Genomic DNA, 12,750 nt, shown 5'->3' with positions numbered 1-12,750 from the left:
TTTATAAGCTAAATCTCAGAAGATAGAACGTAGAAGCTAGGAGTGAGGAATAGAAAATGACTGATGATGGTGAAAAGAACGGTATCCCGGAGTATCCCGGTGAGTCCTCTGCACCTGAACACCCCGCCAGCGAAGCGCAGCCGGTAGGCGAGGAGAAGAAGAGCAACAAGAAGCTGCTCATCGGTATTGCAGCGCTCATCGCGATTATCTTGGTTGTCGTACAACTAGTGCTCTATGCGGGCCGCAGTGAGGACGATTCCGCCGAGACCAATGCGGCTGAGGAACAGACATCAACCTCGCAGAGCGTTGAAGTTGAAGCGCCAACAACGAACAATGATCCCTTCGTGGATGACTCTGGCCAGCAGGAACACGAGGTAGAACCGGCGCCGGGTGAGTTTCGGGGTTTTGGCGCGATGTCCTTGGGCATTAACGATGAGTTCGCGGCCGTGGACCCGATTCAGGTCACTGATACCGGCATGCTGATTCCCCCGCACGATGTACAGCGCTTGGGCTGGTACTCCGCATCGGCGGTGCCGGGCGAGGCTGGTCCGGTGGGCTCCAGCGTTATTACCGGCCACATCAACTACCAAGGTCAGGGCACGGGCTTCGCGGAGAAGTTCACCACTATGGAGTTAGGCCAGGAATTCACCGTCTTCATCGATGGTGAGGAGCGCCGATTCCGCGTGACCGAGGCACCGTACCGCCTGCAGAAGGGGGCGGGTTTCCCGGACGTGGTCAATGACACGCAGGGAGACAACCGCTTGGTCCTCATTACCTGTGGCGGCAAGTTTGTGGGTGGTCAGCTTGGCTACGAAGACAACATCATCACCGTGGCGGAGCCGGTGGCACCGGTGGCGGGTGCTGAGGCACCGGTAGATGGTGGCGTCGAGGCGCCTGCTGAGGCACCGGCGGCTTAAGCTGTCGCAGCGGCCTAAGCAGGTGTACTGCTTACGCCGCAGACTGCTTAGGCGGAGGCCTCCTGCAGGCGGGCAATATGCAGCGTCAGATAGGAGATCTCATCGGGGGTTAGGGCGCTGTCGAGGCGCAGCTCAATAAGGTTGGCCACCATCTGGGCGGTCTCGACGGCATCGGGGTAGCGCGCGGAGATAGCGGTGGCTACTTGGCGGTCGTCAGAGTCGAGCTGCTGGTGCTCTGCCATGCGCACAAACAGGTAGCGCAGGTGCGTGATGAAGCGGGCGACGGAGATGTCCTCGCTGTTGAGCTCCGTGCCGTTGTGGGAGCCGATGACGGCCAGGATCTGCTGAATCAACCCCGTCATGCGGTAGGTGCCGGAAAGGTCTCCGACCGCGAAGCCGGCGTTGACCAGGTGCAGGGTAATGGCCACGGCTTCGTCGGCAGCCAGTGGTGTGTGTAGGCCTCTGTTGATGGCGGTGAGTAACTTCTGCGCGAGGCTAAAGTCCTCAGCGTAGAGGTGGCGGACCTCAGCCTCGAGGGGATAAGACACCGTGTTGCCACGGCTGACAGCGCCGTGGATGTGGTCCGCAATCGCCACGACCAGCGTGAGCTTGCTGCGTAGAGCCTCAGACATGTCCACGGAGTGCATGGCGTCGATAATCAGTTGCACATACTCGCCGGGGATGCCGGCGATCATGGCGGCGAGGTGATCCGGGTCGCGGCCAGAGTCCGGGACGAAGACCTTGACCACTTTGGCGGGGTCAACCTCAGTGCCGGGGTGGGCTTGGAAGCCGATTCCGCGTCCGGTGACGATGACGTCCTCCGCGCCGCGGCGTGCGAGCACGACGTTGTTATTGAACACTCGCAACAGTTGCACAAGGCACCTTTCTGGTTGAGGTTAACCGGTTAAGGCTAGCCGGTTGGGGCTAAAACGACTAAAGCCGACCACGATGGTGGTTCCATCGAGCCAGCTTAGTCAGGGTTCGTTAGAGGCGTGCTAAAGGTTCCCTAGTGGGTCCTTTAGCGGGTCGTGGTGATGACCGTATCGCCAGCGGCGGCGTGGTTCAGACCAGCCGGGGTGACGGCGGACAGTGCCTTGGTGTTGGTCACGGCAAGGACGATGGTGGTGTCGTAGCCGGCTTCGGTGACCTTGGCGAAGTCAACGGTGGCAAGCAGCTCGCCCTGCTTGACGGTGTCGCCCTTCTTGACGGCTGGGGCGAAACCTTCGCCCTTCATCTTCACGGTGTTGATGCCGATGTGGACGAGGACCTCCACGCCGTCCTCGGTCTTGATGCCGTAGGCGTGGCCGGACTTCATGGCACTCATGACGGTGCCGCTGACGGGGGCGTAGACCTCGTTGTTCTCGGGGACGATGCCCACACCGTCGCCCAGGGTGCCGGCGGAGAAGACCGGGTCATTGATCTCAGCCATGGGGACAACCTTGCCGGCAGCCGGGGAGGCGATGTCGGTGGTGGTGCCAGCGGCAGGCTCAGCGGCCTTGGCCGGGGCGTCTGCCTTCGTGGCGGTTGCGGTGGCAGCGCCGGCGCCGGCGGCAGCGGTGCCTGCGGTTGCGGGGGCGTCGGCAAGCGCGGCGTTGTTGGTGTTATCGAGCTCGGCCTTCTCGGCTGCCTCGCGGGCGGCCTTGGCCTCAGCGCGCTCCTCCGGGGTGCGGTAGTCGGTGAAGAGGATGAGCAGGAAGGCCACGAAGAAGGCCACCGCAATAGAGATGGCGTACTTGGCCATCGGGGTGAAGACCGGGATGGTCAGCAGTGAGGTGAAGACGAAGGCATTCGTCGTAATACCGTTGGAGCCCAGGGTCAGCAGGGCGACGGTCAGGCCACCGGCGAAGCAGCCCACCAGCATGCGCGGGTAGATGCGCTTGTAGCGCAGGTGGATACCGTAAAGGGAAGGCTCGGAAATACCGCCCAGCAGGCCAGCCAGAAGTGCAGAGCCGGAGGTCTGGCGCATTACGGTGTCGCGGTCACGGATGGACAGGGCCAGCACACCGGCGGTAGCGCCGAAGCAGGCAAAGTTCCATGCGCCCATCGGGCCCTGGATGAAGTCGTAGCCCAAGGTCTGGATGTTGACCAGCATGAGGGCGTTGAGCGGCCAGTGCAGACCCAGCGGGACCAGGAACGGGTAGAGCATCGGGATGGCCAGAGCGAAGACGAAAGGAGCGTTGTCATTGAGCCAGGACAGGCCAGCGCCAATGCCGTTACCGGCCCATACGCCGAAGGGGCCAATGATGAAGGCCGTTAGCGGGATGAGGAAAATCAGGGTCAGGAAGGGGACGAAGACCATGTGGACCGCGGATGGGATGAGCTTCTGGAAACCCTTGTAGAAGAGCGCTGCGACGGCGGCCATGATGAGCGGGACGAAGACATTTCCGCCGTAGTCCTGCAGCTGCATTGGCAGGCCGAAGATATCGATGGAGCACTGCTCAGCAGACAGCGTCTCGTTGGTCACGCATTGGACGGCTGGGTTGTCGGCGAGGCCGGTGAACTCCGGGGTGAACATCGCGAGCATGACCGCAGCGGGGACCCAGGGGTCGATGCGCAGCTTCTTGCCGGCGTTATAGGCCACCATGACGGGCAGGAAGAAGAAGACGGAACGCCACATGGCGTCGACGAAAAGCCAGGAGGCGGGCTTATCCTCAGCGCGGAAGTCGACGATGCCTAGCGCATCCAGCACTGCGGCGAAGGCAATAACTAGGGAGGCGCCCAGCAGCACGCCCAGGATGGGGCGGAAGGAATCCGAGAGGTACTCGAAGAAGGTATCCATCCACGGCAGCTTGCCCTTGGCCTTGGAACGGGCAGCAGCCTTGACATCGTCGTTGGAGCGGCCGGTAGACGCGCCGGCATTCTTCATCTGCGGGAGAGCGTTGATCTCGTCATAGACCGTGGCCACGTCGCCGCCGATGACGACCTGGTAGTTGCGCCCGCCTTGGGGTACAGCGCCCATGACCTTGGGGATAGATTCGAGTGCTTCCTTATCGGCTTTGGAGGCATCAGCCAGCTCGAAGCGCAAGCGCGTGGCACAGTGCGTGAAAGAGGTGATGTTCTCCGCTCCGCCGATGCCATCCAAGATGGCTTCGGCTGCCGAGCGAGTCTCTGTCGACATGAGAATCCTTTCGAGAGTAGGCAGGCACTGTGGCTAAAAACCACAAAAGACCTAGGCCACAATGGTTCATAGCGAACCATCCCCACACGGCTAAGAGTGGGGAGCCTAGGTCTTGCCCGAAGTAACAATCCTGGTTAGGACCCTACTCCGAAGTGATCACGTAGGGCAAGTTTCTGTGGGATACCGCACTCTGTGACGGTGTGGGGTGCTGGTGGCCTGCAACGTTGGGGATATGAAGCCTCACTTTGGCGGCGCGAAGGGATGCGTTCCCGTACTGTGAAAGTGTCGTAGTGTCACTGTGTGCCCAGTTTGTGAGCCCGGGTACACGCTTTCTAAGCAGAGAAAGGTTTCTCATGACCGCCAAGTCCTCACGGAATTCCGCCTTTATTAGCGTCATCGGGCGCGGCTTCGACGGTTTGGACGTTGCTGCTGTGGCTCAGGAACTGGGGGCCACCTTCGCCCAGGTCGATGACCTGGGTACCACGCTCAGCGAGGTCCTGGAAAATGCCCCCGCGGGCAACCTGGTCCTTCAGGGCACAGGCGTTATGGATTTTGATGCCAAGGCCGCGGCCGCCCTGGGCCTGCCCTTTGTCCTGATTTCTAACGCGCCCGCCCGCGCGGCGGAGTTGGCGCTGGGCCACGCGCGCTCTGTGGGCGCTACGGTGGTCGGCGCGTTGACCGATGTTTCCTCGGTTCCCGGTGCGATTTCTTCCCTGGAGGAGATCGAGCCCTATATGTCCGCTGAGCTCTTCCAGAAGCAGCTGCTGGACCAGGCCCGCGAGGTCGGAGCGCACATTGTTTTGCCGGAGGGCGAGGATGACCGCATCCTTCAGGCTGCGGGTGAGCTCATCAAGGGCAAGGTGGCGAAGCTGACGATTCTGGGTGACGGGAACGTCGAGAAGCGCGCCCAGGAGCTCGGGATCGACCTGTCCGGTGTGGAAATCATCAACCACCTGGAATCCCCACTGGTGGAGGAGTTCGCCGCGGACTTCGCGGAGCTGCGCAAGAAGAAGGGCGTGACGCTGGAGCAGGCGCGCGAGACCATGCAGGACGTGTCCTACTTCGCCACGATGATGGTGCACAAGGGCTTGGCTGATGGCATGGTCTCCGGCGCGGCGCACACCACGGCGCACACCATTAAGCCTTCCTTCCAGATCATTAAGACCAAGCCGGAAGCCTCCGTGGTTTCCTCCATCTTCCTCATGGTGATGCCGGGCCGCTTGTGGGCCTTCGGCGACTGCGCGGTGAACCCGAACCCCACCCCGGAGCAGCTCGGCGAGATCGCTATTGTCTCCGCGCAGACCGCCGCGCAGTTTGGGCTGGACCCGCGCGTGGCGCTGCTGTCCTACTCCACGGGTACTTCGGGCGCTGGGCCGGATGTGGAGAAGGTGGCGCAGGCCGTTGAGGCGGCCCGCGGTATCGATTCTTCAGTGGCGGTGGATGGTCCGCTGCAGTTCGACGCTGCCTGTGACCCAGGCGTGGCCGCCAAGAAGGCGCCTGACTCTGATGTTGCGGGTAAGGCTACGGTCTTCGTCTTCCCGGACTTGGAGGCCGGCAACATTGGCTACAAGACGGCGCAGCGCACCGGTGGTGCACTGGCGGTGGGCCCGATTCTGCAGGGCCTGAACAAGCCGGTCAATGACCTCTCGCGTGGCGCGACCGTTCCGGACATCATCAACACGGTGGCTATCACCGCGATCCAGGCAGGGGTGAAATAGATGGCGTATGTACTCGTTCTCAACTCGGGTTCCTCCTCGGTTAAGTTCCAGCTGGTGGACCCGGAAAGCTCGGCCACCGATACCCCGCTGGTTTCCGGTTTGGTGGAGCAGGTCGGTGAGCCGCAGGGTGCTGTGACCGTGAAAACGGGCGGTGAGGAATTCAAGGAAGAGCTGGAGATTCCCACCCACTCCTTCGGGTTGGACCGCGCGTTTAGCATCATGCACGAGCACGGCGTGGGCCCGACGGATGTCGAGGTTATCGCCGTGGGCCACCGCGTCGTGCACGGCGGGCGTCTGTTCAGCGAGCCACAGCTCATCGTGGACCAGATCGAGTCCATGATCGAGGACCTCATCCCGCTCGCGCCGCTGCACAACCCGGCGAACCTGGACGGCATCCGCGTGGCGCGCAAGCTCCTGCCGGAGATCCCGCACGTGGCGGTCTTCGATACGGCCTTCTTCAACCACATGCCGCCGGCGGCAGCACTCTACGCCATCAATAACGATGTGGCCTCGCAGTATGACATCCGCCGTTACGGTTTCCACGGAACCTCCCACGAGTTCGTCTCGCAGCAGGTGCCGAAGCTGCTGGACATGGACCCGGGGCACGTCCACCAGATCACGCTGCACTTGGGCAACGGTGCTTCGGCGGCGGCGATTCGCAACGGCCGCCCGATCGATACCTCGATGGGCCTGACCCCGCTGGCTGGTCTGGCTATGGGTACCCGTTCGGGTGATATCGATCCGGGTATCATCTTCCACCTCTCGCGTGAGGCAGGGATGTCGATTGATGAGATTGATGACTTGCTGAACAAGCGCTCCGGTGTGAAGGGCATTGCGGGTGTCAACGACTTCCGCGTGCTGCGCGAGCGCATTAACAACGAGGACCAGGACGCCTGGCTGGCCTACAACATCTACATCCACCAGCTGCGCCGCTTCATCGGCGCGTACATGATTGCGCTGGGCCGCGTGGATGCGATCACGTTTACCGCCGGCGTGGGTGAGAACGATACCGAGGTCCGCCAGGATTCGCTGTACAACCTGGACATGTACGGCATTGACTTCGATAAGGAAGCGAACCTGGTGCGCTCCAAGGAGCCGCGCATGATTTCGACCGCGGACTCCCAGGTCAAGGTCTTCGTGGTGCCGACCAACGAGGAGCTGGCGATCGCGCAGAAGTCCGCGGAGGTGGCCGCCATGGCTCGGGAGGCGGGGCTGTACTAAGCCGAGCGTCGGCTATGCCGCCGGCCGGTAGCGCTGGCGGCTAGAACATCGTGACTGGGCGGACCTTGTTGGCCAGGTCCACCAGCGCGTAGCGGTGGCGGGCGAAGGGGGCCTGGCGGGCCAGTGCCCGCAGGGTATCCGCCAGGCCGTAGCGCAGGCCGCGCTGGGTGAAGGGGAACTCGAAGAGATCGTTGGGGGAGGCCGCCGCGTCGAGGTCTGATTCGCGCAGGAAGGTCAGCCCGGCGGAGATGACCGCGATCTTGATCTGCAAGAAGCGCGGCTCGTTCTGCGGAATCTCCTCCAAGCGGCGGGCGGCCCTGCGGATGCGGGACTCGGAGAGATCGTGGACGATGAGCTGCAAAACCGTGGTCAAGCGGGCCATGCGGTGGTGGCGCGAGGCGTTGGGGACCTTATCCAAGGTGGCCACGGCGAGCTCAACTTGGTGCTCGGCGCGCAGCTGGCGGGCCAAGCCGAAGGCGGAGGAGACAGTCGTCGGGTTCGTCGCCCACACGATGCCGTAGAGGCGCAGCGAGTTGAATCGCAGGTGGGCGGGGTCATCGGTGACGTGGTCCCAGATGCCGGGCTGATCCTCAAAAGCGTCATTGGGCAGATCCGCGAGCGAGGTGGTGAGGTTGGCGCAGGCGCGGGCAACGGAGGCGTCGATCAGCGCGGCCTCCGAAAAACCTAGCTGCTGCAGAATGAGCTCATTGACCGCGCCGATGGCCAGCTTGGGGGCGGCCTCACCAGGCAGCACGTCGAGGACGTGGGCGAAGTGGGCTTGGGCCTCGCGGTACTTATCCAAAAGCAGCTCGGTCACGCCGGAGTACCAGTGGAAACGCCAGTCCCTCCCCAGGCGGTCCTCGATGGAGTTCAGCCACTCGCGGGCCTGGCCGATGTAGCCCAAGTCAATCATGGAGCGCACCACGCCGAGCGGAATCTCCGCGGACTCCTCATATTCCGGCGCCTCCATGGCCTGGCGAAGTGTTTCCAGCGCTTCCTGCGGCTCCGTGTAGGAGGAACCTTGCAGCAGCGGGGCGCCGATGTCGGAGCGGACGATGAGCGGGATGGGCAGTGCGGAGACCACCTCGGGGGCGGTGATGCGGACGGTGCGGTCGATGCCGTCGATGAGCTGGTCCGTGCGGAAAACCAGGTGCTTCGTGCCGAAGGTCGTACGCTGCGGGGAGAACACCGAGTGCTGGGCCGGGTGCTGGATGCCATCGCGGAGCGCGATGACCTCGCGCAGGACGCCGAAGAGCTGGTCGCGCAGCTCGGAGACCGACGCAAAGCGCTGCTGTGGGTCCGGATCTGTGGCGCGCAAGAGCAGGCGATAGAAGGAGAGGTAGCGGCGCAGCAGCGGCTCCTCCGTGGGGGAAGGCAGGCCGGGCTTGTAGACGCCATCCTCCACCGGCAGCTTCAGCGTCAGGCAGGCCAGTGTGCGGCCGATGGTGTAAATATCACTGGCCACCGAGGGGCCCTGCGTGGCGATTTCCGGGGCCTGAAAACCCTGTGTGCCGTAGATGTGACCGAAGGCGCCGATGCCGGAGACCGCGCCCAGATCGATGAGCTTGACCTGGTCCTCGGTGACGATGATGTTGGAGGGCTTCAAGTCGTTGTAGACCACGCCGCGGGCATGGAGGTAATCCAAGGCGGGCAGGATTTCGAGGATATAGGCAATCGCCGTGTCGACCGGGAAGCGGTCAGTGGCCTGGTCGTTGCGGCGCTGCTTCAGTGAGGGGCCGCCGACGTACTCCATGACGATGAAGCCACCGGGCACGCGGGGGTCATCGATGAAGTTGAAAATCTTCACGATATTCGGGTGCGTGATGTCCGCGAGGAACTCACGCTCCGCCTCCGCGGTGGCGGTCTCCTCGGCGGAGTTGGTGGATTGCATGCCTTTGAGCACCACGATGCGCCCGGAGACGAAGTGGTCGTTAGCCAGGTAAATCCAGCCCAGCCCGCCATGCGCGAGCACGCCCAAGATCTCGTACTGGCCGGCCACCATGTCACCCGGCTTGAGCTGCGGTGGGGCGGCGCGGGGCGCGTCCTTGGGATCGATGAGCGCGTCGCGCGGGTTGCCCGGGACAACGAAGGGCAAGGTGGCCATGCCATCGGCCACTTCCCGGTCGGTGCGCTTGGTGCTGCGGCGCTGGCGGAAGGTATCGAGCGCGCGGCGCCGTGAGGCTTGCGAGGGGTCCTCTGCTTTGCGGCGATCACGCAGCTGCCCCAGCTCCTCGATGAGCGCGGCGATATTGTCCGAGTCGACGTATTCGCCATCGTCGGGTTGGCCCGTCGCCGTGCCGCTCGTGCCCATACGATTCGCGGGGGAGAGGCGGGCACCGGTGGCGGCCTCGTAGTCATCGTCATCGTCGTCCGCGAAGGGATCAAAGGGCACGGCGGCGGTGCGGTCGGAGGCTTCGGCGTCGGCGGCACCGGCAGCTGTTGTTCCCGCGCTGTGCGAATCTGTTGGGGAGACGCTGAGGTGGTGGTCCTCCGAATAGTCGTCATCGTCATCCGCGAAGGGATCGAAGCGCACGGCTTGGGTGGCGTCGTTAGTGGCGTCGGTGGCGGCGTCGGGCTGAGTGTCCTCGTGCTCTTCGGGCGTGAGGTGATCGAGCTCATCCTCGGTGAAGCGGTGCGACATTACTGGCCCTCCTTCTTCTCGCCGGGCTGGTCCTTGGCTGCGGAGCTCGGCTGTGATTCCTCGGCAGGCGGAGTCTCGTTGAGGTACTTCGGTTCCGGGAGCACGGGCTGCTCCATGTAATTCCCCAGCCAGGTATTAAAGAGCTCCTGCCAGGTGCCGTCGCGGCGGATGCGCTCCAGCGTGGAGTTGATCTGGCGGATGAGCGGGCGCGAGTCATAGGAGGCATCGGGCTTGCGCACGGCCACGCCGTAGCTCTGGCTTTCCAAGGGATCGCCGACGATCTCGGTGTATTTATCCTGCGCCAGCATGCCTGACAGCAGGGCGTCATCCACGACGATGCCATCCGTCTGGCCCAGCTGCAGCGCCATGAGGCAATCGCCCCAGGCGCGGGTCTCCAAAATATCGGAGGAGGGCGAGTGCTTGCGTATCGCGTCCACCATGGTGGAACCTTTCGCCGCACACAACGTTAGCCCGGCGGCCTCCGCGATGGAATGGATGCCCGAGTTCTTCAGCACCAGCAACCGCGCATCCGTCTGCATATACGGAATGGAGAAGGCCACTTCGCGCTGGCGCTCGGGGCTAATCGTCATGGTGCGGATGACCATGTCCACCGTGCGATCATTCAGTGCACGAGCGCGGTCGGAGGCCTCCACGAAGCGGAAGTCCACCTTGTTGGGATCCCCGAAGATATCGCGGGCGATTTCGCGGGCGATATCGACCTCGAATCCGCGGACCTCGCCGCTGGCGGTATCGCGGTAGCTGAGCAGGTTATTGGAGCGGTCCACGCCCACGATGAGCCGGCCGCGTGCCAGGATGTTGGGCACGCGCTCCTCCGGCTTCTTATCGTCCGGGCGGTAGGAGCCGTAAACGTCCGCGGTGCTTTGCTTGGACACCTCTCCCGTGCCGGCGGGTTCGAGGATGGCGTCCTCCGGCAGCGGCGGCCCCGGGGTGGAGTTGAGATCCGCGCTGGAGGGCAGGATCGGATCCGGCGTGCTGGGCGGCTCCGGCTCGCAGGCGCTGAGTGCCACGGCGGCGCTGAGCAGCAGCACGGCCGCAGTGGCGTGCTGGCGGTGGTCGGTTCGGCGGCGCATCACAGGTACTCCTGCAGGCGGGGGCGGATACCCAGCCACACGGCGATAATCGCGCCGAACGTGGCTAGGAGGACGCCGGTAGACACCATGGTCATGGCATTGAGACCCTGAACCAGGTAGGTGCGCATGGCGTCGCGGGCTTGGTCGATGAGCGCGGCCAGGGAGTTATCCACGGCATTGAAGGCGCTGGCGGCGGTCGGGTCACCATCCGGATCGATGGCGGTGGCTTGGTAGAGCGCGGCGTCGTAATGGCCCATGGAGAGATCCTCCATGAAAGCATCGTGGGTGGTTTCCCAATCCTCCAAGGCCTCCTTGGCGCGAGGAATCAAGGAAGGATCGGAGGAGGGGAAGTCGTCGTCGTCAAGCGCCTGCTCATAGTCCCGCAGGGCCCGGTCCACGGAGTACACCGTGGAGTTAAAGTGCACGGACATGTCCTGTTGGGAGGAGCGCAGGACCAGCGCCAGGGTCTCGGAGGTGCGCATCTGCTGGGCCTCAATGCGCGAGGCGGTCAGCGAATCCCAGGGGCGCGACACCGTCTCGAAGCCTTGGTGGCCGGAGGCCCACGTGGCGAAGTTGGAGCCAGCGGCCCACACCAGCGCCAGGAACAACAGTCCCGTGGCCACCACGAAACCCCGGTTGAAGCGGCGGCGGGTCAGCCGCCACAGCCACCACTGCGCCAAGCCGAGGAAAATGATCGCCGCGACCAGGCCCGAAAGCGGCACCCACTGCGGGCGGGTTAGGCGCTGTTGTTGCTGGGTCACCTTCGCCGAGGTCAGGGTGAACAGCTCCGCGGCGGCGGGGAGAATCTGGGTGCGCATGAGCGCCGAGGCATTGGACATGTAGGAGTTCGCCACGGCGTGGCCCGCACGGTGATTGACGCGGGCCTTTTCCACCAGGGCGGTGTAGACCGGCAGCTTGCGCTGGATAAACGTGACGAGCTCGCGCACGCGTTCATCTTCGGCGGAGGTGCCGACGATGGCCTGCGTGGCGGCGACGGAGGCGGCGTCGATGGCCTCGTTATAGCGGTCGCGGTTATCCTCCGGCTCCACGCCTGCCTGGACGAAGCCGGTGGTGGCGACGGTATCGGCCAAAGACAGGTTGGTGTAGAGGTGGTGCGCCGCGTTGGACATCGGCTCGGTGGAAGCCAGTAGCGTGTCCAGATCATCGTGGCGCGCGGCCGAGGAAGAGGACATGGAAAAGCCGGCTGCTGCGAGCGCTACGGTGAGAATTAAGGTAACCGTAAACAGCTTGCCGGGAGTGGTGATGGCGAAGCTATAGAGGCGCCGGATGACGCGCGCGGGGCCGGCGAAGGAGCTCATCGCCAGCTGGGTGGGGCGGCTAAAAACCGGCGCGGAGGGCTCGGTGACGTCATCGAGCCAATGATCGCCCCATGATTCGGGGGAGTGCTCGCGCAGTTCGGTGGCCGGGCCGGTCATTCCCTTAGGATAGCGCTCTCGTGCGCCTCGCGCGATGATTTCGGGGGCGTTGGCGCGGGGAGTTTGTCGCGTATCGTGTAAGGCATGTGTGCACGCGTTAACCCAGAACTTTCCGGTGATGGCTGGTCGAAGGGCCCGGGCGGGGTGCCGGTGTGGGGCAAGTTTGGAGCAGCTGGTCTCTTCCTCGTGGCGGGGGATGAGGTACTGCTCCAGCATCGCGCGACGTGGACGAATAACGGCGGGACCTGGGGAATCCCGGGCGGGGCGCGGGATAAGCCGGAGTCGCCGGAGCAGGCCGCGCTGCGGGAGACGGAGGAGGAAACCGGAATCTCGCCGGCAAACGTCGAGGTGCTGGATGCCGTCGTCACTGCCGGGCCTTTTTCGGAAGGCTGGACCTATACCACGGTGCTGGCCCGGACGGTTTCGGGGCAGCGCTTGGCCACGACTGCCAACGAGGAATCCGCCGAGCTGCGCTGGGTGCCGTTTAGCCAGGTAGAAGAGCTGGAATTGTTGAAGCCCTTCCGGGAGGCGCTACCGGGGCTGCTGGGACGCTGGGAGGAACTCACCAGCTGATACAGGAGCTGATACAGGCGGCGGTCAGGAACCTG

General features: G+C 63.8%; 9 protein-coding genes. 4 read left to right on the top strand and 5 right to left on the bottom strand.

The annotated features are described in order from the left end of the window. Positions 1–56: 56 nt before the first annotated feature. On the top strand, positions 57–917 hold the full coding sequence (locus tag HWX44_RS06000) for a class F sortase (protein ID WP_175973671.1): 861 nt from the start codon (positions 57–59) through the stop codon (positions 915–917). Between the two features lie 47 nt (positions 918–964). Here the strand turns inward: HWX44_RS06000 and HWX44_RS05995 are convergent, their stop codons facing one another. Both HWX44_RS05995 and HWX44_RS05990 read right to left on the bottom strand, forming a co-directional pair. Next, positions 965–1,792 (bottom strand): PRD domain-containing protein, encoded by an 828-nt coding sequence (locus HWX44_RS05995; RefSeq protein WP_175973669.1) that lies wholly within the window; start codon positions 1,790–1,792, stop codon positions 965–967. 143 nt (positions 1,793–1,935) lie between these two features. Further along, a complete protein-coding gene (locus HWX44_RS05990; protein ID WP_175973666.1) occupies positions 1,936–4,035 on the bottom strand; it encodes a glucose PTS transporter subunit IIA in 2,100 nt (699 codons plus the stop codon). Between the two features lie 353 nt (positions 4,036–4,388). Here HWX44_RS05990 and pta point away from each other — a divergent pair, with 353 nt between their 5' ends. Both pta and HWX44_RS05980 read left to right on the top strand, forming a co-directional pair. Beyond that, positions 4,389–5,753 carry a phosphate acetyltransferase gene (gene pta, locus HWX44_RS05985; protein ID WP_049154676.1) on the top strand — a complete coding sequence of 455 codons (1,365 nt, stop codon included), beginning with the start codon at positions 4,389–4,391 and terminating at the stop codon, positions 5,751–5,753. Continuing rightward, complete coding sequence (locus tag HWX44_RS05980; protein WP_070821373.1) at positions 5,754–6,974, top strand: acetate kinase; 1,221 nt, start codon at positions 5,754–5,756, stop codon at positions 6,972–6,974. A 40-nt stretch (positions 6,975–7,014) separates the two neighbouring features. Here the strand turns inward: HWX44_RS05980 and HWX44_RS05975 are convergent, their stop codons facing one another. The 3 genes from HWX44_RS05975 to HWX44_RS05965 are packed head-to-tail and all read right to left on the bottom strand — an operon-like array spanning position 7,015 to position 12,142. Further along, positions 7,015–9,615: a serine/threonine protein kinase gene (locus HWX44_RS05975; protein ID WP_175973664.1), complete on the bottom strand. Its 2,601-nt coding sequence runs from the start codon at positions 9,613–9,615 to the stop codon at positions 7,015–7,017. Then, the gene (locus HWX44_RS05970; protein ID WP_175973662.1) at positions 9,615–10,706 is read right to left on the bottom strand and encodes a glutamate ABC transporter substrate-binding protein; all 1,092 of its coding nucleotides are present in this window, start codon (positions 10,704–10,706) and stop codon (positions 9,615–9,617) included. The genes HWX44_RS05975 and HWX44_RS05970 overlap by 1 nt, the downstream gene beginning before the upstream one ends. Beyond that, on the bottom strand, positions 10,706–12,142 hold the full coding sequence (locus tag HWX44_RS05965) for a hypothetical protein (protein WP_046647166.1): 1,437 nt from the start codon (positions 12,140–12,142) through the stop codon (positions 10,706–10,708). Before HWX44_RS05965 ends, HWX44_RS05970 begins: the two co-directional genes overlap by 1 nt. Positions 12,143–12,226: 84 nt before the next feature. Between HWX44_RS05965 and HWX44_RS05960 the strand changes: the two genes are divergently transcribed. Then, positions 12,227–12,715, top strand: coding sequence for an NUDIX domain-containing protein (locus HWX44_RS05960; protein ID WP_175973660.1), 489 nt, complete (start codon positions 12,227–12,229; stop codon positions 12,713–12,715). Positions 12,716–12,750: the final 35 nt, after the last annotated feature.

Origin of the sequence: Corynebacterium sp. Marseille-Q2823, assembly GCF_903645345.1 — a bacterium.
GTDB lineage: Bacteria > Actinomycetota > Actinomycetes > Mycobacteriales > Mycobacteriaceae > Corynebacterium > Corynebacterium hiratae.
The sequence above is the reverse complement of the archived record's forward strand: the minus strand, read 5'-3'. Positions and strand labels throughout refer to the sequence as shown.

Excerpts from the sequence above, each read along its gene's own strand:
- HWX44_RS06000 (WP_175973671.1), top strand. The coding sequence starts at position 57 with ATGACTGATGATGGTGAAAAGAACGGTATCCCGGAGTATCCCGGTGAG.
- HWX44_RS05990 (WP_175973666.1), bottom strand. The coding sequence starts at position 4,035 with ATGTCGACAGAGACTCGCTCGGCAGCCGAAGCCATCTTGGATGGCATC.
- pta (WP_049154676.1), top strand. The coding sequence starts at position 4,389 with ATGACCGCCAAGTCCTCACGGAATTCCGCCTTTATTAGCGTCATCGGG.
- HWX44_RS05980 (WP_070821373.1), top strand. The coding sequence starts at position 5,754 with ATGGCGTATGTACTCGTTCTCAACTCGGGTTCCTCCTCGGTTAAGTTC.
- HWX44_RS05975 (WP_175973664.1), bottom strand. The coding sequence starts at position 9,615 with ATGTCGCACCGCTTCACCGAGGATGAGCTCGATCACCTCACGCCCGAA.
- HWX44_RS05970 (WP_175973662.1), bottom strand. The coding sequence starts at position 10,706 with ATGCGCCGCCGAACCGACCACCGCCAGCACGCCACTGCGGCCGTGCTG.
- HWX44_RS05965 (WP_046647166.1), bottom strand. The coding sequence starts at position 12,142 with ATGACCGGCCCGGCCACCGAACTGCGCGAGCACTCCCCCGAATCATGG.
- HWX44_RS05960 (WP_175973660.1), top strand. The coding sequence starts at position 12,227 with ATGTGTGCACGCGTTAACCCAGAACTTTCCGGTGATGGCTGGTCGAAG.